This window comes from Dapis purpurea BLCC-M126, from assembly GCF_050015975.1.
In the GTDB taxonomy this organism is placed as follows: domain Bacteria; phylum Cyanobacteriota; class Cyanobacteriia; order Cyanobacteriales; family Microcoleaceae; genus Trichodesmium.
This window is the reverse complement of sequence record NZ_JBNHER010000145.1, coordinates 1-26,541: the sequence shown is the minus strand read 5'-3', so window position 1 is coordinate 26,541 and position 26,541 is coordinate 1. Positions and strand designations below refer to the sequence as shown.

Genomic DNA, 26,541 nt, shown 5'->3' with positions numbered 1-26,541 from the left:
GAACTCAGAACTCATGAAGTTAAATTCGCAGCATAGACTAAATTTCAGAGGCTTGAGAATTTCCTCAACACTCTGACGACTGCTATATCAAAAAGATTTGAGAAAATTTCTTGTAGACATTCGGGAATTTTATGTTATTATTGTATATTGTTAGCTAAGATTCCATAAAACTATGGAAGTTTGTTTTATAAATGCTAACTAGAGCGGATGTGGCGGAATTGGTATACGCGCACGTTTGAGGGGCGTGTGGCTTTGCCTTGCGAGTTCGAGTCTCGCCATCCGCATCAGAGAAGAGTCAGGGGTGAAAGTAATAGCCTCTGATTTTATCTTTATTCGTGGCAAGGAATTAACAGTAGATATGGAAACTCAAAACTGTAGCGCTATAGTTTATTTACTGTTTTGTTTTCTAATCTGTAATATCTTTCCTAGGTAAGAACGATACTGATAATTTTTGAGAGGTCAAATAATCAGAAAAGATTTGGCGGAGAAACTATAGCGCTATAGTTTATTTACTGTTGGGTTTGAGAAATTAAATTGTCTTAAAGATGTTTTGCTTGGGTAGGACGATGCTGATAATTTTTGAGAGGTCAAATAATCAAAAAAGATTTGGCGGAGAAACTATAGCGCTATAGTTTATTTACTCTTCAACTAGGCAAAATATAAAGAGATGTTTTGCTTAGGTGGGCTTATCTACCTGTAGATTTTGAACAACCCAATAATAACACAGTCTTCCTAGTTAAGAATTCCATAGAAATTATTTGAATCCCTGGAATTTGAGAAGAGTGACCTTAAGCAGGTCTACTCTCTAGGAAATACTAACAACTCCTCTATACAAGAAAAACTATAGCTCTACATATTAGAAGATAGTTATTTTGGTGGAGTAGTCCATTTACAATTAAAAGTCTTATCTAGTAATTTCTTTAAGCTAATTACTTTAATATTTTGATTATGAATTTGACCAGTTTGACTTTGAATATCAACTATTTCATAACCAATATCATTTAATTCTTCTGTTAAATATACATATCCAAAATAGCTATAAGTATCCTTAATTTGTTCCCCTTCTTCTGGGATAGACATATCCCAACAAACTATAAAATTAGTCACAATAAAAGGATGATTATATTCATCAATTGGGGAAAAAGTGTATTTATATTCTAGTCCTCTGTGAACCTTTTCTGCTAAACTATTTTCTTCTAATGGAACAGCTATACTATCAAGACCAACACCACAAAAAGTTCTTGGACGTACCCATAATTCTGCATAAGATGAATCAACAGTAACTAGATGAGAAAACATTGTATATAATGATCCAACCCAATGTTCTTCTCCTATTTCTGGTTGTATAATCCATTTATCTTTTAATTGTTCTATATTGTTAACTTGAAACCTTGTTCTATTTTTAATATCTTTTTTAAGCTTGTCTAATTTTTGAGTATACGCCTCTAATCTTGCTTCTTGATTTTCCTTATTTAATCTTTCAATCAATTCACGAAAAACAGGAACTTCTCGTTGAGCTTCATCTAAAAACTTTTTTATTTGTTTCAAGAATGAATCGTCTTTTAATATCTGTTTAGAAGCATCAGTCAAAGAATTTCTATTTGTCACTACGTTAAAACTACCGTTAACTATCAAAATATAATGAGATTTAACTTTGGTATCTGCGAGTATGGAATAGTTTTCTAATAATGGATGTTCAAAAATTTTATTGTAAGCACAAATTTTCACACCTTCAGATGAAATGAAAGTTCCTCTTTGATCTACTAATTTAATTCCAGACCTGCTATTATCCCTCCCTTTTCTACCTAATTCTGGATATTTATTTAATGCTCTTCTATTTCCATCTATTGCTAAAGTGATACAGTAATTTATTTCTTGATATGAAAAAGTAGAACAATAACGACCTGAAAAATTACCATCATAAAGACTTGATACTTGAGTAGGAGTTTTGATTTTTTCAGTAGCATCTGGTTTTGGTAAATAAGGATATCCTGGTTTTATTTGGTCTAATCCATATTCATTACGTTTAATTTTAGACCATAGAGACAGTTTGCATTCATCATTGTATCCAAAAGTTTCTTTAAATGAAACTTCTCTCTTTTTGGGAAAACCTGTATTATCAGGTTTAAGTATTCTCATATCCCCATGTCTTGTATTAAAGCGAATGTAATGTTTTAAATATGACCATTGTTTTCTTCCATAGTCATCCGAGGAATAAAAATCTGAAAAATCTTGAACGTCTAATCCCTCGATAATAATCATTGTTCCTTGATGATTAAAATGATTAGTAAAAAAATCTTGATTTAATTCTTTAAGTATGTTTTTTATTGGATTTTTTGGTCTAGGAAAAAGTTCACTTAGACTATCCCAAGGTTTTTCATTAAACTTAGAAGAAATATTAAAAGACTCATTAATATTTTTTTGGGGATTATCTATTGATATATATCGCCACGAAGGTTCATCTGAACATCTAGTAATAATAGTAATTTTTTTAGATGCAAAACAAAGTTTAGAACCTTGACATTTATAACCAATAGATTCTCCTTCAACTTTTGTAGATTTTCCAATTGAGAAAAACGCACGATAAGGAGTAATACCATTAGTTTCTTTTGTTTCACTTAAACCAGTACCATCATCAAAAAATATAAATCCTTTTTCTTGTAAAAGTGGGTATATTTGAATTTGAGAAGCTTTAGCATCATAAGAATTAGAGATTAATTCCCTAATAACTTCACATGGATCTTCACGATTGACAGAAAGTTCAGAGAGTATATGATTGTAAGAAATAACAGGGTTTAGTGTCTTTCTCAGTTCTGACATATTAATTCAATTAGTTTGATGTTCTCAGAATATAATAGAAGCAAAAAATTACAGTTATAGGATGTAAGTTTAATCATCATATTTATCAAACTAAAGTGTCGGGGTTTAGTCACCAAACCACATATTATAAAAAAATAATTCTGAATTATTGATAGTATTATCCGATGTGGGGTTTGGGGAATTATAAAACCCCGCGCATTAAATGCCTAGGATACATGAACTCCTCAAGATTAAAATAGACGACTCGATGTTATGTATTTTAAGATTTTATGCCATAGTTTAAAGTATACAGATGAATATTTTAGGTCGAGGAAAATGATAATTTATGAGTTTAAACCTAAAGCTAAACCAGAGCAATACAAAGCAATATATGAAGCTATTAATACTTCTAAGTTTATCCAAAATAAATGTTTAAGATATTGGATGAAAAATGAAAAAGCTATACCGTGTTCACGGAAGTAAAAAGTCAAAATTTAAAAATTAAAAGTTAGATTTAATAGATAGACAACTTTGACATTACAATAGTTTCAACGAATTATTTGAAATTATAACTTTGAAACTATTTCTGACATCTTTAAAGTGAAATGGTATAAGTATAGTTATTTTAGTTTAGACTGAGATGAGACAATAATTTATTACTGTCGAAAGGTTTCAGCTACAAAAATGTTTCATTCTGATTAAAAATAACTATAAGTATGATTTGAATAAACATGGCAAAGTATTAACTAAAGAATTAGTTGAGAAGCAAAACTAAATTCACTGGCTTGACAATCTACTGTGGAAATAGCTTAGTCCGCAATATCTATATTTTATGATAACTGCCAGAAAAGTATTAAAGGTAAAAAAAGTTTTCCTAAGTTCAAAAAATCTACTTATTATGTAGAGTACAAAACTTTTCAATGGAAACTTTCAGCAAACGTGGAAAGCAATTACTTTTTCATATTGGATAATTTAATCAATAAAATATTATGTATTTGAACTATACAACTTAGTTTCCAACTCTTGCAAAATTTGCTTTCGATTTTGATTCCCCTTAAACATTTTAAAAATATCAAGTTCCTGCTCTAACTTTCTTTCTCCTCGATCACCAATAACCCAACTAACTTGATTAATAGCATTCATAATTCCACTATAAGTAACCTCTCCCAAAAAATTACCTTCTTCAGTAATTCCTAATTTAATTTTCTCCTTTGTACTAATTTCTAAAGTTGAGGCGATCGCTACTAAACCTACTGCTCCAATTAAAGCTTCTCCACCTTTCAATACTTTTACTCCTGCTAATACTCCAACACCACCAATAATTACAGCATCATCAACTCCCTCAATTAACATCCCTTTTTGAATAGCAATATTACCAAACCTATTTGTAATTTTTTCTGAATTTTCTGACTGTCTGACAAACTTTTCTGCTTTCTTTAATTTGCTAAAAACTGTGTGAAAATCATTGGCATTTACTTCTAACTCTGATTCAAAATATCTATCTCTTAAAAGCTGATATACAATTTTACAAATCCTGGGAATTTCAGCTGCAAAAATTACACTGTCTAAATTTTGTATAATCCCATTATCTACTACTGTTGCTCCTTCCCTCAGTTGTTGATAAATAGATAAATATTTACGATGCTTACTCTTATCTATTTCTGGGCTACTATAAAGCAAATTTACGATTAACATATCTATTCTCAGTGCCATTGAAGTTGCACTTGCTAATAAATATTTATCTTTTAGCTCCGGAGCGATCGCTGAATTTAAAATAATTGCATCTAACTGTCTAAATTTCTCAAAATTAGGTAGAGGTTCTCCAGATTTAATATATAGATAAGTTGCTTTCAAATTATACTTTTCAACTTCCATTAAATTGCTAGAATCTAAAACTTGTTCCAAACCTTTATCAATACCAACCCACCGAGAATTTTCACTGGCAATTCTATAGCGTAAACCAATTAGTGAATCTATATTTGATGATTCTACAAGAAAATCTAATAAATTCAGTGCTGCCAAATCATAGGTATATAAACCAGAATTAATTCTATTATAAACTTCTAAACATCTAGTTTTACTTCTTTCATAAATTGATGTACGAATTACTAAACTATTTATCCGGCGGTCTAAGTTTAATTCGGGATTATAAAAAGTATGTAAAACTAGGAACGCATCATTGCTTTGTAAACCACATTTTTGTAGTCGTAAAGTCGAGCCTTCGGTACTATTGGGGCGAATTCTTACGTTATAACTTTTACCTGATTTGAGAGTGACTTTCTGAGTACCTCCCTGATTAGCAGTCTGATAACCAACAAAGATATGATATATTTCTTCTTGTTCTAAATTATTTTCTGTTTCTTGGGATACTTCTGAATTAGTTTGCTGTTTTTTTAAAGTAGATTTTTTAGCAGTTTCTCGGAAATATTTACTAACATCCGATGCTTTATTACTAATAACTTCTTCCATGTCTGAGGCTTTCTTTTTTGCTGCTTCTGAGGCTTGCTCGCTGATTGATTTAGTTGCTTTAGATACTTCTTTGCCGAAATTTTCTCTGACTTCTGATGCTTTGTTAGCCATTGATTTCCACAAAGATGATTCCTGTTTTTTCTTCATTGTTTTTCTTGCCTAAGATTACCTTCTCTATTTCTCTTGTATCATACTCAAAGTTTGAAAAAGCAATAAAATCTTTAAATAAATGCTGGAATTGATTTTTTTTATAAAAAATACAAAATATGATGACTAATATTTTATAGCAATCCGCACATTGGTTTTGAAAATTTTATAACAGTTAATTTTAACTGAAGACTTTTTAAATTCTCACTCCTAACTACCACCAAAATATTACAACTAAAATAGGATCTGCTGAATAAATCGATAAACCGATAATTTTCATAGTTTTAAGTCCTGAATTCCCTGGCTGGGAATGCCATAAAATCAGTAAATTTAAGATTAAAAACCAGAGATTTTTCCTAGTCTGGTGAGGGGAAAATGCAGAAAGATTAATACTCACACTATTGTTAAGAGTGCCTATGTCCTATTCCCGCCCTTACCCATAAAGCTTTTTCCGCAAACTCTAAAATAGGATTGCTACAGTGTGATGCTAGTAGAAAAAATTTAGTAGAAACGCTATGATGATAATAAGAAGTTAAGTTTTGTAAAGAAGAATATTGGCCAAAAAATAGGGTCTGAAGCCTTCCCTTGGATAGTGGATAAAAAGCGGTCGTTTAACTGGTGCACAACTTCACACTTCGGCTTTTGCGGAGCATTCCGTCAGGAAAAAGCGGAGATTTCCGTAGGATGGGATGGCTAGGTTTCTTCGCCATATAATCGACCAAGAGAGAATAAACTTCAGTATTTCAAGCATAAGGCTTCAACCAGAAGTACTGATAAGTGATAACTGATAAGTGATAACTGAAATGACTGCTATTTCACCCAAAAACCCTGTAACACAGCCGAGAGGTTGGTATTCCTTAACTCCCTTGTGGCAAGGAGGAGAAGAATTTGTTCGCCAAGGTTTACCCCACTCCCAACTTTCGCCCCCATGGCAAATATTACTTCTGGGAGATGGTTCCCCTACTCGTCACTTGCAACTTTTGACAACTGAACCCACAGAGGTTGATGTAATTGATATGTCTCATATTGGCATGAATCTAGATAATGCTCCTGATTTAATTCATGCTGTACCTGGCCCAAGATTACGGCGACAAGTATGGTTAAGAACAGCTTCTGGGCAAAGATTAGCCTATGCTGCATCTTGGTGGGAAGCAAGTCATGTAGATGAGTATTTGCAAAATCGGTCTTTGCCAATTTGGGCTAGTTTAGCTCGTTTGCGAACAGAGTTATATAGAGATGTCCAAGGAATTTATTATGGTAATTCTAGAGAATTAGAGTTTGCTTTTGGTGAATCTGGACCGTTTTGGGGACGACATTATCTGTTTTGGCATCATGGCCAACCACTAACATTAATTTATGAGGTATTTTCGCCTTATCTTAAGAAATATTTGGGACAAATAAACGTTATGGATGGGGATTCTTCAAAGTAATAGTTGTTAGTTTTTTGATAACTATAAATATACCCCTAACTATTTAAAGATAGGACATTCTTTTGTTTACTATTTCATCTTATCTTTTCCGTTTTACCTCAAAATAAAATTGTCAAAGTTTTATTAAAAAATGCAATAACTTATTAAATAAAAACTTTAAAATTAACCTTTATAAGTAACAAATAAATGTAGAAAAAATATGATTAATTAAGAAAATAGAGAAAAATTTTAATAGTTAATTAAGTAAGTATAAGGAGACAAAAAAAGACGATACTATTTATGATAGTGAATTAATAAAATAAGTTTATGATAATCTTGAATCTCAGAGTGTAACTTAGTTTTCTGCAAATTTTTGGGAAAGATGATAATAAAGTTGGTAATTATAAACTTGGATTATTAGCTTGGCTGATCGATGATTTATTTAAAACATAAAATCAGGATGAATATAAAAAAAGAATTGATAATATTGAGTAATAAATATTACTTTTGATTTAAAAACCCACAGCACAAGATAAAAATAGGTGTGGGTGTTTCAGCAAAAAATTTTGATTATTGGTAATTAATCATTAAACCCACATTCCGCACGTCAAGTTGTAACATTAAAAGTAGTATTAAAATCCTTAGCTTGCTAGGTATTTACACTATGTAAATCATCTTCATTCACCTTTCTATTGAGTCAAATTCTGAGGAGATATTAAGCATAAATCTTACTTAATTGTTGATTTATTAAGTTATCACGATGATTTATTCCTGAATTCTGACTCCTGACTCCTGACTCCTGACTCCTGACTCCTTTTTAATACTATATTTTGAAGTACGGATGTAGGATTAAAAGATTATTCTATCGTTTTATATTATGTCCGGTTGAATAATTATCAATAGTTAGGAACAAGAAATAAAGGAAACAAAGAAAAATCTGAGAATAAGGTTTTGCAGGAGAATGAATTAGACAAACTCAATATAATACCTAAAACCTATAACCTTAATACCTTGATGGTCATTAATTAACCAGACACAATACTATTAGAATAAAAAATATAATCAATTATCCCACATAAATCATTAATTATTTTTCTCTACTCCCTACTCCCTATTTTATAGAGATGTATATTTAAACTTGAACTGAATTTTCTAGCATTAATTTTGAACGCTTTAATGTTTCTGGTAGAGGAATAGGATAGTTACCAGTAAAACAGGCAGAACAAAAAGTGTTAGGGTCTTCTTCTGTTGATTTCAACATCCCCTCCCAACTCAAATATGCTAGAGAGTCAACACCTATTTTTGCAGCAATTTCTGCCACTGATTTTGTTGCTCCTATTAATTGTTTCTGGTTATCTGTGTCAATTCCATAAAAACAGGGATGAGTAACTGGTGGGGAAGAAATTCTCATGTGGACTTCTGTTGCGCCGGCATCTCGTAGAGCTTTAACAATTTTTTTACTGGTATTACCCCGGACAATGGAATCATCAACTATAATAACTCTTTTACCTTCCAAAACATCTTTGAGAGGGTTAAGTTTCATACGAATACCTGATTCCCTCATGTGCTGAGTCGGTTGAATAAAGGTACGACCAACATAGCGATTTTTGATTAATCCTTCCGCATAAGGAATACCTGATTCTTGGGAAAAACCGATCGCCGCCGGAATGCCAGAGTCAGGAACACCTATTACCATATCTGCGTCTATAAGAGATTCTTTTGCTAACTGGCGTCCAATTCTAAGTCTGTAGCTATATAAACTAGCCCCTTCCATAATACTATCGGGCCGGGCAAAATAAATCATTTCAAAAATACATAGCTTCCTCTGGGGTTTTTGATTCCAGTGGAAAGAAGCCATACCTTCTTCTGTAATCCAAACTAATTCTCCAGGTTCAACATCTCGCAGATATTCCGCGCCAATAATATCTAATGCACAGGTTTCTGAAGCCAGGACATATCTTTTTGGGTTGGTATCTTCTAAAGTCCCAATCACCAGAGGTCTTACACCGTGGGGGTCGCGTACACCCATAAGACCCTCTGGAGTAGCAATAGTTAAACTAAAGGCTCCCTGACATAAATGAAAAGCACTAATAGCAGCTTCTAGCCAACTTTTACCAATTTTAACTTCTGTGGCGATCGCTAATGCAATCATTTCTGAATCTGTAGTGCTGTTAAAATCACACCCACGTTTGATTAACTCTTCCCTTAATTCTGCTGTATTGACAAGATTACCATTATGTGCAAGAGCTAGTGGCCCTAGCTGACTATCAACAACAGCAGGTTGAGCATTGATAATACGACTAGATCCAGTAGTAGAATAACGAGTATGACCAATTCCTATATTACCAGGCAACTGTTGTAGGATTGACTCATTAAAAACCTGAGATACTAACCCCATTCCTTTGTGTATATATAGTTGATCTCCTTGAAAAGTAGCAATTCCTGCTGATTCTTGACCTCGATGCTGTAGAGCATACAAGCCAAAGTAGGTAAGTTTAGTTACATCTTCTTCTGGGGCATAAATCCCGAAAACACCACAAGCTTCTTCTGGTTTATCTGTTTGGTAATTTTCTGAATATTGCTCTGTATCTGGGGAGTAGTTATCAGTCATGGTTAAATTTTAACTTTTTATTAGAATTGTTAGTTTTTATAACTCTTTTCAAGGTGAAAAATTATCCTGTCTAGGAATAGGTTGGGGACATCTTAACCTTTCTTTAACTATAGTAACTGATGTTATGAAGTATTGTAAACTAATATTTAAAATTAACCTGACAAGAGAGAGCGGTAATTTAAATTACAGCAGTTTTCATATCAATCTACGATACGAGAGATTCTCCATGAAATGCCCCTAGTATGGTTATGGTTTCTAATGCCTGCTACAAAAAGCACTATGTACCGTATGTCCCAGGGTAAACTACACTGTGGTAGATTTGCCCTCTAGGTTGAAGACATTTATTCAGTTATCAGTCAAAAAAATAGAAATATTGTGGAGATTTATCAAATATAAATGCTTAGACTCTTGAACTTATAGTAGCTATAAACTTAGTCAAAGAAGTAGAATCTCTTCTGATTAATTTTGGTTCAAAGTATACAATAAATTTTGTTTAGTTGCTTAGGCTAATACGTATTTAAAATCAGTATTAGCAAGCCAGAAGTAATAAGGGTTTTTCTGAGAATAATGCACACAACAATAATTTGTTTCAATGCACAACAGCTTAATTCGAGACTTTTTTGATGGACTACCGAAAATATTTCTTTAATTCGGTTAATAGCTTGGTCTGTTGCTTCAGTTGGTAATAAGCCTTCAATTAAAACTTTTAAATTTTTTCATCATCTTGTTGAGAAGCAGGAATTGAAATAGTAGGGTTAATTGTCATTAAAGTATTACGGTTGAGGAAATTAGTATTATTATGAACATTGAGCCAATTAACTGCATTAGGTGGTACATAGCCATTTTTATATAAGTTGGTATACCAGTCTAAAATCTCAATAATTTTTTGTCTAAATTCTGGTTTATCTATTTGTAATTTTTCCTGTTCATCTACTATTTGTAAATTATTAGATTCCAATATTTGTTCAAATATCAGATAAATATCTGTAGCATAAATAGACATAAGCAAACCTATACAATAAATATGATATTCACCTTGTTGACGCAAAAATTTTTGTGTCTTTGATGGCAAAAATCATCCCATTCATTCGGGATATATGAATTCTTTTAAATTAATTTCTTTGAGCAGATATTGCCAGTAATGGATATGTAGAGTTTGCTGTTGAATTGGTACTGCATAATAACTGCGTTGTTTAGTTATATTATTGTTTAGATAATACAGATGTCAGAGCAGTTTTACTATATAGAGATTTAACAGGTTAAATCACATCAGAAACATCTGCTAATTTTGCTACTCAAGCAAGACGGGGACTCAGAGAAAATTCTACTCCATGATTATAAACAATATCTGGAGGATTTCCTGCTGCTACAGCCGCCAGAATCTTTTCTAAATTGTCATCGTCGTTTAATAAAAGAAGTTTAGTTGAATAACCGCTTTTTTTTCTCCCAGTTAGCAATTATTTGTTTAATGGCTTCATCTTCTTCGAGATAGAAACTTTTTTTCCACCAAATTATTAATGGAGTTGCTGCTGGTAAAGGTATTTTTTGAGAATCTAATTTAGCAGTTTGCTTAGTACAGGTTATTATTAGTAAACTGACCAGAAAAAATATAAATATCAACAATTTTTTGTTCATTTTTATTCAGTAAGTTATGATACTTATTTCAGTATTAGTCAACAGAGTATACATAACAAAATTGGGAAAACTCTCAAATTTAATTTATTACTATTGCCAAACTAATATCTCCCATACCTACTAGAAAAAGTGATGATGGTCCATAGTAATGGTAATAGCTGTTTGCGGAGTATTCCGGTACTAAAATGCTTACCAATGAATAATTGATAATTAATCAATTCGTTTTAAAGCTTCTCTTTACCAATGGATAATTGATAATTAGAGATAGTTTTTATTATCCACTATTAATTATCAATTAAAAATATTTTATATTCAATCCTATCGGTTTTAACCAGAGGTAATTATCCATTATAAATTAATGAAATATATTATTTAATAATTAACCATAAAATTATTTTTATTAATACTCCTCCCACAAGTAATACTGGTGTTAACCAATCACCAAATTTTACATATAAAGTTTGGCTCTTCCGCCGATAAATTGTGGTTGTATAAGTTTCATAAGTATTAATCCCTGATAGCCAAATTGTTCTACCATGGGGGTCTACAATTCCAGAATAACCTGTATTTGTTGCTCGTACTGCCCATCTATCATTTTCTATTGCCCGCATTACATCTTGAGCATGGTGTTGAGCTGGCATTGTGGCACTATAATGAGCGTTATTAGCAGCAGTTAAAATAAATTCTCCTCCTGCTAATGTTTGTCTTTGAAATACTTCCGAAAAAGCTGAGTCATAACAAATTCCAACTATAGCTTTGCCAAAGGGTGTATCAAATATTTGGTTTGTTTTTCCAGGTACTAAATGAGCATCTAAAGGTGAGAGTCTATCTATTAGTTTTCCTAACACTTCATTAAAGGGAATATATTCTCCTAAAGGTACTAATTTAATTTTGTCATAACGGCTGAATATTTCTCCTGTCTTGTCAATAGTAAATAAGCTATTTGTCAGATTATGCTCTTGTTTGCCATAACCTCCTACCCAAGCTACTACTCCTTTCTCTAAAATTGCTTGGTAAAAGGAAAGAAATTTACGATTATTTTGATTTGTCCACAAAAAAGGTAAAGCTGTTTCTGGAGTTAATACTACATCAACTTTTTCCTCTGCTAATTTTTTATATCCTTGGGTATAACCTTCCAAAGCACGATGCCAACCTGTGGAATTAAGCTTAATTTCATTAGGAATATTTCCTTGAATAATTCCAACTTTTAAAGCTGTTTCTGAGTCAGTATTTAAAGGAGTGTTATATAGGCTAAAACCTATGATGTGGAAAAATATTAAAGTTATTATTGGAAGGAAGAAGTAAGAAGGAAGAAGTGAGAAGGGAAACTTCACCAATAAATTTACTTGCTCTGAATTATTTTGTTTTTGAAAAAATCTAATTTGTTGAATAATTCCTGAATTTTGCCGGGATTTTGCTTTAATAAAGGCTTCCCCAAATAAAGCATTTACTGTAACAATAGCTGCTGTAATTGTAATTGGTCCAGATAATTGACCAAGGTGTAAAATTACTAAATTGTGGTTGCTCTGAGTAAAAGCTAGAGACGTCCACCAAAGGTTTCCTAAACTCCAGATTTTCTCTAAACAACACCATAAAGTTATGCCTAATAAAACTCTGACAAATGAGGATATTTTCTCTGAGAAAGATACAGGAGTTAAAATTCCAAATAAATAAGCCCAAATAGCAACTAAAATTGCTCCCCAAAGAGTAATAAAAATCCAACAAAATAGAGCGATCGCTAGACTAGCTAACCAAGGAACTCCTAACCATGTCATGGGATGAATTCCGGTTATCCAAAATAGTGATAAACCGTGATAACCTATTCCCCAAGTTAAACCTAATAAAAATTTATCAAAGGATTGTTTCTGTTGAATTACTAATATCCATAGAGGAGCTAAAGCTACCCATCCAAGAAACCATGCACCTATTGGTGCTGTGGTAATTCCCATTAAAATGCCACTAATAAGTGTTAATAAGTAGGTCATTTCAATTATCAGTTAATAGTTAACAGTACCTTGTGTAATAAGGAGACTTTAAATACTGAACTTTCTTTTTTTATTCCCTTTAAAAGGGAGGCTCTAAAACTAACTTTCTAGTAAACATAAATAATAATTAACACAAATAACCTCAAAACGAAGTCATAATCGAGTGTGTAAAAAGTGTTTATAGCTTTGAATTCTATCGCTATTTTGCAGATAATCAAACTTTTCTTAACTGTTCATATCAATATTAGTTTAAGACTAGACATCTCCAGAAATCACATACAGCGGTTTCCGAAGTTATGAGGTAAACCAAGAAGCGGGCAAGATCCCGCACTGCAATATTTTCACTATTCACCTTATACCTCATTTGCCCGAAATATGCTGTAAGTTTTTTCGAGGTTCTACATTATTTCCTACACATATGTCTACTTTGTTATATTAATATTTTTTCTTCTCTATTGAAATTGATAGGTGTAGGATAATTTATTATCTTTTATCTGCCAGTTTTGTAAGTCTTGTAAGCATTGATAAATTTGTACGTCATTTAAGATTTTTCTGTTGTAAATATTTCTTACACTAAATAATAAAGAAGAATAACATTCGATAAATCAATATCATATCTGGAAAAACAGTAATGTCATTTCAGTTATCTTACTAAGGTAAGACACTTGAAATACTTAATTTTCTTTTTTGAGCCCCTTTAAAGAGTAAGACCTGATTTTTTGGTTAAGCTAGTAGTTGTGCTAAAGCACAAGGTAAACATTCAAGTATTAGCTTTTCCTTAGTAATAATTCTGCACCAAGTAATTAATAAGAAAGATTAGCTAATATACTTTTACCAATGGATAATGGATAATTAATCAATCCGGTTTAAAGGCTCCCCGTTTCAATGGATAATTGATAATTAGAGAGAGTTTTTATGATCCACTCTCCATTATTCATTAATCAGATTTCCTTATATTCAATTCTGTTAGGGTTTTAACCAGAGGTAATTATCCATTATTCATTATCAATTAATGACAGTAACTTTTAATTTTCGCTCAATCCTTCAACTCTAATTCTTCCTTCAAAAAGAATAAGTTTATAGCTGACAGCTAATAATTGATGGCTGAATGCTTACAGTACAATAGATGTGTCTGGGCGCTAAAGCGCAACGACAAACAAATATTTATTCTTCCATATTTTATTCTGTTTATTCTTCTTCTACTTCCATTATTTCTTCTTCTTCTATTTCTATTGTTTCTTCAGTTTCTGTTGCCGGAACTAGAGCAACTTCTGCTATAGCATCTGCATCATCGAGTCTTTGTACCCTGACCCCTGTAGCACTACGAGATTGAATAGAAATAGCATCAATTGCTTGACGAATAATAATTCCCTTTACAGTAATTATCATTAACTCTTCTGCCTCATTTACTACTCGCAAAGCAGCTACTTGATCTTGCTTCTTTTTCTTCTGTTTAAACTTAGTAGCAATACGACCTTTACCACCTCGGTTTTGTAGAGTAAATTGAGAAACTGGTACTCGCTTTCCATAACCATTTGTAGTAATCACTAATACCCAAGGTCCTATATTGTTAGTGGCAGGAACTTCATCACTTTCTACCTCTTCTATTTCATCAGTTTCTATTTCTAATTCTTCCTCTTCTACTTCTAGATTTTCTTCATCTATATCAGCAATTTTTTCTACTATTGAACTAGGTAAAATATCCATACTAATTAACTCATCACCTTTGATAAGTTTCATAGATTTTACGCCTCTAGTATTTCGACCTAAAGGACGTAACTGTTTATCATCTGTTCTAAAGTGAATTGCCATCCCAGAACTAGAACCAATAATTACACTATCGTCAACTCTAGCTCTCCTTACCCATCTTAAACTATCTCCTTCTGCAAGAGAAATCGCAATTAATCCATTAGAACGAATATTAGCAAATGCAGATAAACTTGTCTTTTTAACATATCCACCCTTAGTCAGCATGACTAAATATTCGTCATCTGTAAATTCGGAAACAGGTACAATAGAAGTAACTTTTTCATCTCTAGGAATTGGTAACATTTGGACTATTGGTACTCCCCGTGCGATCCGAGAACCAATAGGAATTTGATAAGCATTTAAACAGTAAACAACACCCCTTTGACTAAAGAATAAAATACTATCATGGTCATAACAACTGAGAAAATGTTCGACTACATCATCTTCTTTCATTTTAGTGCCAGATTTACCGCGAGTTGCTCGACTTTGAGCTTCAAAAGAATTAACTGGCATCCGTTTAATATAGCCTTGTTCTGTTAATAAAATAATTGCTTTTTCATTCGCAATTAAGTCTGTATCATCTAGTTCTCCTTCTGCTAATTCAATCACAGTTCGTCTAGGAGTGGCATGACGTTCTTTAATTTCTAGAGCTTCAGTTTCGATGATTTCTAAAATCCGTTCCCGTTTAGCTAATATATCTTGCAAGTCGGCAATTTTTAATAATAATTCTTCATGTTCTTTTTGAATTTTTTGTGCTTCTAATGCGGTTAATCTTCTTAACTGCATTTGTAAAATTGCATCGGATTGAACTTCAGATAAACCATAATTTTCCATTAATTCTTGTTTGGCAGTAGGGGTATCAGCAGCATGGCGAATTAATTGAATAATTTCATCTAGATTATCTAAAGCAATTAGTAAACCCTGTAATAAATGGTCTCTTTCCTCGGCTTTTCGCAGCTCATATTCTGTTCTCCTGGTAATAGTTTCCACCCTAAATTCTAGGAAAACTTCCAGGTATTTTTTCAGGGTTAATAACTGTGGTTCGGAATTTACCAATCCTAAAATATTGGCTCCGAAATTTGCTTGTAGGGGAGTTTGTTTGTAGAGATTATTCAGTACAACTCTCGGATAAGCATCTCGTTTGAGTTCGATAACGATTCGCATTCCGGTACGATCGCTCTCATCCCGGATATCAGAAATACCTTCAATTTTTTTGTCATTAACCAGTTCGGCAATTTTTTCAATTAATCCTGCTTTGTTGGTTTGGTATGGTAACTCGGTGACAATAATAGCTTCCTTGTCAGGACGACCACGGTGTTCAATGGTTTCTATGTTAGCAACACCACGCATTGTAATGGAACCGCGACCGAGGGTGTAAGCATCTCGAATACCAGATTTACCTAGAATTTGAGCGCCCGTAGGAAAATCAGGACCGGGAATATAGTGCATTAATTCATTTTCAGTTATTTCTGAGTTATGAATTAGTGCAACCAAACCATCAATCAATTCTCCCAAATTATGAGGAGGAATATTAGTTGCCATCCCTACTGCAATTCCAGAGGAACCGTTGAGGAATAGTTGCGGAACACGAGAAGGGAGTACTAACGGTTCTTGTTGAGAACCATCAAAGTTATCTGCAAAATCTACTGTGTCGGCATCAATATCCCGCAGCATAGCATCGCTAGTCAGGAGTTGCAGACGACATTCTGTGTAACGCATAGCAGCAGGTGGATCGTTGTCTACAGAACCAAAGTTACCGTGACCATGGATCAGGGGCGATCGCATTGAGAAATCTTGAGCCATTCGCACCAAAGCATCGTATACTGCCGTATCGCCGTGGGGGTGGTATTTACCCAGTACCTCTCCCACTACACGAGCGCATTTCCGGAAAGGGCGGTCTGGAGTTAAACCTAATTCGTGCATAGCATAAAGTATGCGACGATGCACGGGCTTGAGACCATCTCTAGCATCTGGCAATGCCCGACCTACAATAACGCTCATGGCGTATTCTAGGTATGATTGGGACATTTCGTTCCGCAGATCGGTTGGTACAATTCGTGACTCAGAAGTAGTCATAAAATGAAAAACTCCATTAAAATTTAGAATTAACTAACAACAAATCCCAAAAAATCGGAGGAAATCCGATTAACTTCGGCATGATAAAAAAAATATGCTGTTTCTATCTAAAATTATAGCACATTGTGTCTGAATATTTGCTAAAATAAATGGAAAATAGAGAGATATTTATAGTTGGATGAAAAGTTAAAAGATTGGTATAATTTCACTTAAAAGTTTGAGTCAGTTGGACAACCTCTAATATTTATATTTGTAATATGGTTTCTGTTATTTATTCTGATGAATTTCTCGAACATAAAACTGGTATGTTACACCCAGAGCGACCAGAACGTTTAACTGCTATTGTGGAAACTCTCAAAACGTTTCCTACTCAAAATGGCCAACTGAAATGGCTGTCACCTACTCCCGTAGAAAAGCGCGATCCATCATTGATGATACTGCTCGAAAAAGTTCATTCTCGCAGTCATATTGAAGCAGTAGCAGAAATCGCTAATCAAGGTGGCGGTTATCTAGATGGGGATACACCAGTTTCTGCTAAAAGTTATAATGTGGCATTGTTAGCGGTAAGTGCTTGGTTAGATGGGGTCGATCTAGTCCTGGGAAATGGAAAACCTGCTTTTGTCTTGGCTAGACCACCCGGACATCATGCTGAAACTAAACGGGGTATGGGATTTTGCTTGTTTTCCAATGCAGCGATCGCTGCTCATTACGCCCTTGAAAAACCAGATATTAACAAAGTTGCCATTCTCGACTGGGATGTACATCATGGCAATGGCACCCAGGAAATTGTAGAAACTAATGAGAATATAGCTTACTGTTCTCTACATCAATCTCCCTGCTATCCAGGAACAGGATATGCTGATGAACATGGTTCCTACAATAATGTACTAAATTTACCTATGTCACCAGGTAGTACAATGGCTATTTATCAACCTATTTTCGAGCAAAAAGTCATACCCTTTTTAGCTAACTTTCAACCAGATTTATTGATTGTTAGTGCTGGTTATGATGCTAACCATGACGATCCATTAGCAGGTATTTCTCTACAACCAGAAGACTATGGATTATTTACAGAATATTGTTTACAAATAACCCACAAAATATTATTTGGTTTAGAAGGGGGTTATGACTTACCTAGTTTATCTCAGTCAGTATTAGCAACAATTGAAAGTTGTTTTCAATTCATGTAAATAATTTAAAATGTTCACATTTTAAATCAAGAAAAATCACCAACTAATTATGACTCAAATCAATCTATTTAATTACCAAAATCTTAATAATAGATAAGATTTAGTGAATAATTAATTATTGTTAATTTCCTTTTATTCAAGCCTCCTAATGACTAATACTAAATCCAGTTTAGACGGTATATTTATTCTGGAGATAAGGCATCAAAGTTAGAAAGGAATTTGAAAAATTACCTTTTGATAACCAAGTATGGAATGACAACATTAGATATTACTAAAGCTTACGGTCATTCTCAAATTGTTGAGATATTAACCTCATGCAACATAAGCTAAATCAAATATTTACCAAGTAAAATTTGCTTTAAAATTATAATAGTCCAGGTTGTTGTATTTCCTGCTAGCATCAAAAGTGCTATAAAATACTTTTGTATCTTGCCTGCTGCCTTTGACCTCAGCTAATTTTATATGGTGTTTCACAACTAAATTTAATACCAGTGACAAACATCACCAACAAACAGAAACATACTCACATCGAAGGTATGATATTAACTATAAATTAAGTTGAGAACAATCATTAACTAATCATTACTCAAATCACAGCATCTAATTACAAAAACCCTAATAATAACAATTGAAGTTTTAGTTACTCATTAGTTAATAATTTACATGAAATCACTCAATATATCACCAGCAAAAAGTGTACTTGAGGAAATATTTAGTAAAGTGATGTCCTCAAGTGTTATTACTAGCGATGAATGCGAACAGATTCGGCGTGTATTATTGACTGGTTATCTAGATGATGGTGAATATGCCATGATGGAAACGTTAGTCGATCATATTAGTCGTGGATCGGTAAAATTTGTTAAATGAAATTGACCTACTTCTGTACTATACTTAGTACCAAATAGATAAGAGGTTTTCACAAAGGTAAGCTACAAAACTTCTGCGTTCTACCTTTAAGCCAAAAATCTCTGCATTCTATATTAATGAAAACTGCTATAAACAATAGATATATCCAGAAAATAAACCTACCCTTTATTTATTCTAAGCAATAGAAGTAAAAGCTACTGACAAAATCATTTGTCGTACCTTTAGTATGAAAATTTATTCCCTGTTGCCAGATGAGCTATTATCTGTTGCCTACTAATGCAAAAAGTCTATATCTTTTTTGGAAATTAAAATTCAACAAGCTTGTCAAAGGGGTTTCAGGTGAATTATCAGAAATATCTAATATCAAATCCGCTTAATTCGGTATAAAAAAAATTTTCATCTTCATTCAAGAGCAAATGTTTCTAAATTCTCTTTCCTCCTGACTCCTGACTCCTGACTCCTAGATTAACTATCTAATTACACCGATACTACCGGATTTGATATAATTACAATATTCAGAAAAATTCTAAATATATCAATAACTATGGTATCAGTAGTTTTAATAGAGAATATTCAAAATAGTTATGGTTCATCTATTGGCTGCTGCCTATGTTTTCCGCTAATTTTATGTGATTTTTCACAACCAGATTTAATATGAGTGACAAACATCACTAACAAACAGAAACATACTCACATCGAACCTATGATATTAACTATAAATTAAGTTGAGAATAATCATTAACTAATCATTACTCAAATCACCCTATCTAATTACAAAAATCCTAATAATAAAAGTATCAGTTTTAGTTAGTCATTAGTTAATAATTTACATGAGATTACTCAATATATCACCAGCAAAAAATGTACTTGATGAAGTATTCAGTGAAGTGATGTCCTCTAGTATGATTACCAGCGATGAACGCGAACAGATTCGGCGTGTACTATTCACCGGTTATCTAGATGATGACGAATATGCCATAATTAATAGATTGGTTTACCATGTTCGCCGTGGATGGGTAAAATTTGTTGAATAAAATTTATCTATCTTTGTGTCTGCTGAGTGCCTTTTCAGTTATCAGCACCTCTGTGTGCCTGAAACTGGAGACTTAAAACCTTATGTCTTGGCCAAATAAAGAATAAACAATTACAATATTTAGGGAAAACTCTGAATATACCAATAACTATGGCACCAGCAGTTTTAATAGAAAACCTTCAAAAAAGTTATGGTTCATCTGTAGCAGTTAAGGACATTTCCTTCAAGATAGAACCTGGGGAAATATTTGGTTTACTTGGCCCCAATGGCGCTGGCAAAACAACTACGCTACGCGCTCTATGTACCCTAATTACACCAGATGCTGGGCGTTTAGAAGTATCTGGTGTTTCAGTGGTTGACCAACCGAGAATAGCTAGACAACGCCTTGGCTATGTTGCCCAGGAAGTGGCCCTAGACAAAGTATTAACAGGTCGAGAACTACTGCAACTACAAGCAGCAATATATCATATCCCTGGCAAATTGGCCAAAGAAAGAATTGACAAAGTGATTCGCCTCCTAGGTATAGAAGATTGGGCGGATAAAAAAACAGGTACTTACTCTGGTGGTATTCGGAAACGTCTTGACCTAGCAGCAGGTTTGCTACATCAACCAGACGTTTTGGTTTTGGATGAACCCACAGTTGGTTTAGATATTGATAGTCGGGTAGCAGTGTGGGATTTTTTACGTCAGTTGCGAGACTCAGGGACAACAGTTTTGATTACCAGTCATTATCTCGAAGAAGTTGACGCTTTAGCAGACCGGGTAGCTATTATTGATCGAGGTGTTGTGATCGCAACTGGAACTCCTTCTGAACTTAAAGACCGGGTAGGAGGCGATCGCATAACTCTCCGCATTAGAGAATTTTCCCCTACTGAAGAAGCAGAAACAGCAAAAACATTACTTGAACCTTTACCAATAGTTCAAGAAGTGATTATCAATGCTGCTCAGGGCAATTCTTTAAACTTAGTTGTCACACCCCAAAGTGATGCTTTAATCACAATTCAACAATCATTGCAAGCAGCAGGCTTGCCCATTTTTGGTATTGCTCAAGCGCGACCAAGTTTAGATGATGTTTATCTAGCAGCAACAGGAAAAACTCTAATGGATGCAGAATTAGCTGCTGCCGGGAGTCGAGACTTGAAAGCAGAGAAAAAACAGAGTATGCGGTAAACTTTAGTATAAACCGGGTTTGTGTTAGGTATTCCACAAGACTGACATCTACTTAGACAAACCTGGTTTCTGTGCCATTTTATATAGCACTACGCATTATGGTTAGGACAGTTATAAATGATCAAATTCATTCAAGGATTATTTTTGACTTTTGACTGTCTTGAGTGCGTCTTACATTCTGTTCGCGAAGGGTTTCCGCAGGAAATGGAGACCTTAGAATTACGCACTCGATGCATGACTTCTGCGTAGCGGCACTAGCTTCATGCCATTTTAAATAAGGTTTCAATATTTGCCAAAATAAGTTAACTTGGCTTATAGGGTTTCATTTATGTTTATTCCCATTTCTCTAAAATTCTTTTATTCCCAACTTTTGCAAGTTTTGTCCTCACGATGAGGCCAAAAAATTGTTGCTACAGTAAACTCGACTTGAACAGATAGGAAAAGGAAACAAATTATGACGACAAATCAAGAGCAAATGATAGCAGGTTCAGAATACCTGAAAAGGACTCAGGGTATTTCCTCAGCTCCCTTGGAAGCATATCTTAACTTTGGGTACGTACTGCTCGTTATTGCTGGAGCTGATGGAGATGTGCCAGAGTCAGAGATGAACTGGTTAATAAATCATCAACGGATGATTGGCGCTCCTGAAGAAGTAATAGAAAAATACAAAACATTTAACTACAAGAATGCCAACTTGGAAGACCTGTTGCCCAAGGTCAAAGGAGATGTTCCTGGTTTTTCGGCACCAAGAACATTACTGTATCATGCCATTAAAATGTCTCGGGCAGATAAGGATTACTCAAAAGAAGAGCAAGAAGCTGTAAAAAAAGCGGCTAAATTGTTGGGAGTTGAAGATGATATTACCATGGCTCTAAATACATTAGTAGACATGGAAGAAAATGTTGAGAGTATGCTTAAGGCGTTGATTCATACTGAAACCTTATAATTAGGAGGAATTATTAATCAGCTTTGTAGGTTGGGTTGAGGTTAAGGAAAGCCAACAATAATTTAGGTATATATTGGGTTGCGCTGTCGCTTAACCCAACCTACTAAATTAACTTTTATTTTACCAATAAATCACTATATTTTTGCGAGCTAAAAGTAAGGGGCATTTTTCCAAGACTCCTATAATGAAGCTTGTAGTAGTAGGGCTTTAGCCCCAGATAGATTTATCGGGCTGAAGCCCTACTACAAACTGATAACTGAAATTAACCAGCTCCACTACCAATCAAAATATCACGCACTCGCACTGGTACACAACCATGAGTCATTTGTGCTATCTGCATCGGTTCTCCTTTCCCACACATATTAGTACCACACTGCTCCCATTCAGCAGCATTTCCCACAGCATCAACACTATTCCAAAAATCAGTCGTCATAGAATGATAAGTTACATCTTTCAACATTCCCACAACTTTACCTTTTTTCACCTGCCAAAACGCATCCCCACCAAATTGAAAATTTCGCCGTTGTTGATCGATAGAAAAACTACCAATACCATCAATTAAAATTCCATCTTCAGTATCGGCAATCATTTCTGCTAAAGTAGCAGTGTTACTGCCACCATCTGCACCTGCTTCTAATCCCAAATTGGGAATGCGTACCATAGGTATACTCGACCAACTGTCAGCATAGGCACAACCATTACTGCTACCACGTCCAAGTCGGTAAGCTGTTTCTCTGTCTGTCAGATAATCTACTAAAATTCCATCCTTGACAACATACCAATCTTGCGATCTAACACCTTCGTCATCGTATCCTACCGTACCACGACCACCAGCTTGAGTGCGATCACATTTGAAGTTAACCCAAGGGGCAGCATATTGGAGTTTACCTAATTTATCGGTAGTAGCAAAGCTAGTACCAGCAAAATTAGCTTCATAACCATAAACTCTGTCTAACTCGGTGGGATGTCCAACTGATTCGTGAATTGTTAAAAATAGATTTGTTGGCTTTAAAATTAAAGTAGAACGAATATCAGCAGGTCCCTTGGGAGCATGAACTTTTTCTATTGCTTCAGAAGCAACTCTGTCTACTTGACTCAATAAATCAGTGGGGTTAATATGCTCGTACCCTATATTTAAAGGAGGTCTATCGTAACTACGACTTTGAGCATCATTATTAGCAATGGCTGTGCAAGTAAACCCAGGATAGCTCCGGTAAATTGTTTGCTCAATTAGGGAATCATTTGTGGAAGCAAATACTTTTTCTTCTTTAGTAAAGCTGAGAAAAGAAAAAGCTTTTTTAATCCCCTGTTCTTCATAACTTAATAATTTCTCATTCAGACTTAAAAGTAGTTCCGCCTTTTCCTGAATAGGAACAGTAAATGGATCTATTTCGATAGGAGTAATGTAGGTATCGCGGTAGCTTTCTACAGATACCAACTGCACAGGTGTTTGTTGACATAGACGACTACCTTTAGCAATATCTACTGCTAAGGCAACAACTCTAACTATTTCCTCTGGTGTTTGGCGATGACTCGCAGCAAAACCCCAAGCACCGTTGAGCAAAACTCGTACTCCAAACCCAGAGCTAACTTTATCTTGTAATTGCTTGAGAGAGCGATCGCGAGCCATCAATTTTTGAGAATGGTAAGTACATAACCGAATATCTCCATATTCACATCCCGCCTGACGAATTAGGTCTATTGCTAATGTTGCTAGTTCCGTAGTTTGAATTTTTACTGGTGCTTGTACCATTTTTTTGTTAGTATTAATTTGCCTTTATTTATTCTATATCAAATTTTGCATAATCTACATAAATTACGCATCCCAAACAATAAACCCGGTTGATTGCTATTATTTTTTAAACTACCAAATTTCCTTGATAAATCAGGTTTCTGCATTTATCAAATAGCTAAAAACTGACTACTGATAGCTAAGAATTATATTACCAAATAGTCTCTAAATCTAATACAAATCCAGGCAAAATATTTTCTCCAGAAACTGTCTCAGGATTTAGCAATATTTCTACTTCTTGCTGAGGGCGATAAATTTCTACTTCTCGTTTTTTTCGATTAATTAACCATCCTAACAATGCACCATTTTCTATATACTCCAACATTTTTTCTCGTGTTTTTGGCAAAGAATCACTAGGAGACATTAATTCCACCACAAAATCAGGGCATAAAGGTGCAAACTTATCTTGTTCTTCAACGGTTAAACTATCCCAACGTTCAAGTTTGACCCAAGAAGCATCAGGAGAGCGGTCAGACCCATTTGGTAATTGAAAACAACCATTAGAATCAAATACTTTACCCAAATTTTTCTGACGACTCCAAGCTTTTAGTTGATAAATCAAATCTGCATTACGTTCGCTTGTGTTTCCCCCTGTAGGTGGCATAATAATTAATTCTCCTGTGGCAGTTCTTTCAAATCTTAAATCGTCATTTTCTTGACAAAGTTGCCAAAATTGTGACTGGGTGAGATTAATTTTTAATTCTAATCTGGCTGGTAAATAAATTGTCGATGTTTCCATAACTTTGCCTCCTTTACCATTCTTATGTTAATCTGAAGCTTGTCTAATCTATTTTAGATAATGTTCTATATTTAGTCCAGTTTGACAAACTTTATAGATTATAAATTCTAGCTTAATAATTAAATGGTTGTGGGATTGTGAGGAGTTAGCTTATGGCAAGTCAATATCAAAAAAATCTCTCAAAATTAAAATCTCGATTCAAATTGATTGGCTTAGTGGGAACACTGGTGATTAATTTAAGTTTGCCTCGACCAGTTTTAGCAGCTTTCTTAACAAACTGGTTTTTTGACCCAGATAATAATCAACTTCAGTTTACTCTCCCAGGAGGTACAATTCCTAGTTATTCTGTTGAACGCAAACCTGCTCGTCTAGTTGTCTACATTCCAGATACCGAGGTTAGTGTAAATGTGACTGAGTTATATCCAGCAGGGTTGGTGCGTCGAGTTAGTCTTTCTCAAGAGGAACCAACACAAGCAAAAGTTATTATAGATTTTGCTCCAGAGGTAGCTATATCTACTAAACAAATCAAATTAGAACAGGTAGAACCGCAAGAAAATAGTTGGCAGTTGCGTCTACTTGTGGATGAGGGGGAAATCTCAGAAACAGCAGAAGAGCAAATCATTTTAGATGAAAATTCTGTTGCACCAGCAACAACATCTACAGAAATAGAAAGTTCTGAATCTACCACAGTAGAAGATAATCAAGTTTCTACTCCACCAAAGCAAGATAGAGTAGGTTTTCTAGAAACCGATCCAAAAGCAGAATCTCCTCTACCAAACCCCCCACCTTCGGCAGATCCTTCCATTCCATTCCTGGTTATTCCTACTGACAAACCAGATAGTGTAAGTTCTCCATTAATAGATGCTTTGGGTAATCAACAACCTCCTACTGAACCCTCTGAAATTGACGAAGTGCCACAACTCCAAACGAAAGAGACTGAAGATACTTTTGTTCCACCTCCCCCAGAAGCTGAAGTTGTAGAAGAATCAAACCATAGCACTACAGAATCAGTAGATGTCATTTCTTTTGGAGAACCTTTACCTGGGACTTCGGGGAAAAACCAATCTGAAGATGATACTTCTATCTTAATTGAAGAAGGAGAGATAATAGGTTTAATTTACCCCACAGGAGAAATTAGACTACCACGGGATATTGAGATACAAGAAGTTTTACTTCTTGAAGAAGCGATCGCTGATGAATCTGGTAGAATTATAGTGCCAGCTAAAACACCTGTAATTGGTGGTTTTGATACTAATAGTCATGGTAGTCAATTTATTGCCAGAGCTATATATTTGAATGGTCGTTTTATCCCTTTTGCTGCTCAATCTGAATTGTTCCGAGGACACCCTGATTTTAATGAAAAGGTTTTGGCAGCCAGTAGTGCTGGTGGGGGATTAGCATTATTACTTCTAACTGGTTCGGGTTTTGGTTTCTTGGCAGGAGCAGCAGTTGGAGCTGGTACTGTTCTTCTTGCTTCTCCTCGTTCCGTTACCATAGATGAAGAGCATATTGTAGAAGTGCGTGTGGTTGAAGATTTACCGCGCTCCAGATTTTATGATATTAGCAGTTTTTAGGGATTAAAAAAAAAGATTTATCTGTATAACATGATGTTACTTCATTTTCAGATAATTAGGGCTGGCTGATTAAATCTAAAAGCATTGACATATAAAGACAAGTGCCTTTTTTGGGTCAAAAAAGTGCGCCTGTTTCAGCTTTTCATGCTCAAAAAGTTAGTATTTGAGCCGTATAGTTGGGCAGAAAAATCAAGGGATAATTCTTACCGAAATATTGTGGTTTAAAGCCTCCCCTTTTAAGGGGATAATAAATCAAAATTTTCTTGTTCGTCAATCCTCTTCTTTTCAAGGAGAGGTAATATCATGTTCGGATGATCACTTATAATAAAACCAGAATCATTACAGTAGAG

Annotated in this window: 16 protein-coding genes and 1 tRNA gene; 8 read left to right on the top strand and 9 right to left on the bottom strand. The window is 34.3% G+C overall.

Annotated elements, in window-relative coordinates; all coding sequences use genetic code 11:
- Nucleotides 1–203 precede the first annotated feature (203 nt).
- A tRNA-Leu gene (locus ACP6PL_RS12835) sits at nucleotides 204–284 on the top strand.
- A gap of 583 nt (nucleotides 285–867) precedes the next feature.
- Here the strand turns inward: ACP6PL_RS12835 and ACP6PL_RS12830 are convergent.
- Both ACP6PL_RS12830 and ACP6PL_RS12825 read right to left on the bottom strand, forming a co-directional pair.
- On the bottom strand, nucleotides 868–2,820 hold the full coding sequence (locus tag ACP6PL_RS12830) for an ATP-binding protein (protein ID WP_426545654.1): 1,953 nt from the start codon (nucleotides 2,818–2,820) through the stop codon (nucleotides 868–870).
- Between the two features lie 966 nt (nucleotides 2,821–3,786).
- Complete coding sequence (locus ACP6PL_RS12825) at nucleotides 3,787–5,415, bottom strand: hypothetical protein (protein ID WP_426545653.1); 1,629 nt, start codon at nucleotides 5,413–5,415, stop codon at nucleotides 3,787–3,789.
- Nucleotides 5,416–6,218: 803 nt separating this feature from the next.
- On the opposite strand from ACP6PL_RS12825, the gene ACP6PL_RS12820 reads away from it, so the two are divergent.
- Nucleotides 6,219–6,845, top strand: a complete 627-nt coding sequence (locus ACP6PL_RS12820; RefSeq protein WP_426545652.1) for a chorismate lyase — start codon at nucleotides 6,219–6,221, stop codon at nucleotides 6,843–6,845.
- A gap of 1,111 nt (nucleotides 6,846–7,956) precedes the next feature.
- Here ACP6PL_RS12820 and purF read toward each other — a convergent pair.
- From purF to gyrA, 5 genes are all read right to left on the bottom strand, one after another.
- The gene (gene purF / locus ACP6PL_RS12815; protein WP_426545651.1) at nucleotides 7,957–9,435 is read right to left on the bottom strand and encodes an amidophosphoribosyltransferase; all 1,479 of its coding nucleotides are present in this window, start codon (nucleotides 9,433–9,435) and stop codon (nucleotides 7,957–7,959) included.
- 706 nt (nucleotides 9,436–10,141) lie between these two features.
- Nucleotides 10,142–10,507 carry a hypothetical protein gene (locus ACP6PL_RS12810; RefSeq protein ID WP_426545650.1) on the bottom strand — a complete coding sequence of 122 codons (366 nt, stop codon included), beginning with the start codon at nucleotides 10,505–10,507 and terminating at the stop codon, nucleotides 10,142–10,144.
- Between the two features lie 347 nt (nucleotides 10,508–10,854).
- Nucleotides 10,855–11,070: a hypothetical protein gene (locus ACP6PL_RS12805; RefSeq protein WP_426545649.1), complete on the bottom strand. Its 216-nt coding sequence runs from the start codon at nucleotides 11,068–11,070 to the stop codon at nucleotides 10,855–10,857.
- 368 nt (nucleotides 11,071–11,438) lie between these two features.
- Nucleotides 11,439–13,055, bottom strand: coding sequence for an apolipoprotein N-acyltransferase (lnt, locus tag ACP6PL_RS12800; protein ID WP_426545648.1), 1,617 nt, complete (start codon nucleotides 13,053–13,055; stop codon nucleotides 11,439–11,441).
- Between the two features lie 1,188 nt (nucleotides 13,056–14,243).
- Nucleotides 14,244–16,880 carry a DNA topoisomerase (ATP-hydrolyzing) subunit A gene (gene gyrA, locus ACP6PL_RS12795; protein WP_426545647.1) on the bottom strand — a complete coding sequence of 879 codons (2,637 nt, stop codon included), beginning with the start codon at nucleotides 16,878–16,880 and terminating at the stop codon, nucleotides 14,244–14,246.
- Nucleotides 16,881–17,137: 257 nt separating this feature from the next.
- On the opposite strand from gyrA, the gene ACP6PL_RS12790 reads away from it, so the two are divergent.
- From ACP6PL_RS12790 to ACP6PL_RS12770, 5 genes are all read left to right on the top strand, one after another.
- Complete coding sequence (locus tag ACP6PL_RS12790; protein WP_426545646.1) at nucleotides 17,138–18,070, top strand: histone deacetylase family protein; 933 nt, start codon at nucleotides 17,138–17,140, stop codon at nucleotides 18,068–18,070.
- Between the two features lie 663 nt (nucleotides 18,071–18,733).
- Complete coding sequence (locus ACP6PL_RS12785; RefSeq protein WP_426545645.1) at nucleotides 18,734–18,937, top strand: hypothetical protein; 204 nt, start codon at nucleotides 18,734–18,736, stop codon at nucleotides 18,935–18,937.
- A gap of 830 nt (nucleotides 18,938–19,767) precedes the next feature.
- On the top strand, nucleotides 19,768–19,971 hold the full coding sequence (locus ACP6PL_RS12780) for a hypothetical protein (RefSeq protein WP_426545644.1): 204 nt from the start codon (nucleotides 19,768–19,770) through the stop codon (nucleotides 19,969–19,971).
- Between the two features lie 149 nt (nucleotides 19,972–20,120).
- Nucleotides 20,121–21,140 carry an ABC transporter ATP-binding protein gene (locus ACP6PL_RS12775; RefSeq protein WP_426545643.1) on the top strand — a complete coding sequence of 340 codons (1,020 nt, stop codon included), beginning with the start codon at nucleotides 20,121–20,123 and terminating at the stop codon, nucleotides 21,138–21,140.
- Between the two features lie 454 nt (nucleotides 21,141–21,594).
- Complete coding sequence (locus ACP6PL_RS12770) at nucleotides 21,595–22,086, top strand: tellurite resistance TerB family protein (protein WP_426545642.1); 492 nt, start codon at nucleotides 21,595–21,597, stop codon at nucleotides 22,084–22,086.
- A 262-nt stretch (nucleotides 22,087–22,348) separates the two neighbouring features.
- On the opposite strand, the gene ACP6PL_RS12765 is transcribed toward ACP6PL_RS12770, so the two are convergent.
- Both ACP6PL_RS12765 and ACP6PL_RS12760 read right to left on the bottom strand, forming a co-directional pair.
- Entirely contained in the window at nucleotides 22,349–23,839 is a 1,491-nt protein-coding gene (locus ACP6PL_RS12765; RefSeq protein ID WP_426545641.1) for a TldD/PmbA family protein, read from the bottom strand.
- Nucleotides 23,840–24,029: 190 nt separating this feature from the next.
- On the bottom strand, nucleotides 24,030–24,617 hold the full coding sequence (locus ACP6PL_RS12760; protein WP_426545640.1) for a Uma2 family endonuclease: 588 nt from the start codon (nucleotides 24,615–24,617) through the stop codon (nucleotides 24,030–24,032).
- 152 nt (nucleotides 24,618–24,769) lie between these two features.
- Here ACP6PL_RS12760 and ACP6PL_RS12755 point away from each other — a divergent pair, with 152 nt between their 5' ends.
- Nucleotides 24,770–26,191 (top strand): AMIN domain-containing protein, encoded by a 1,422-nt coding sequence (locus ACP6PL_RS12755; RefSeq protein ID WP_426545639.1) that lies wholly within the window; start codon nucleotides 24,770–24,772, stop codon nucleotides 26,189–26,191.
- The last annotated feature ends 350 nt before the right edge of the window (nucleotides 26,192–26,541 follow it).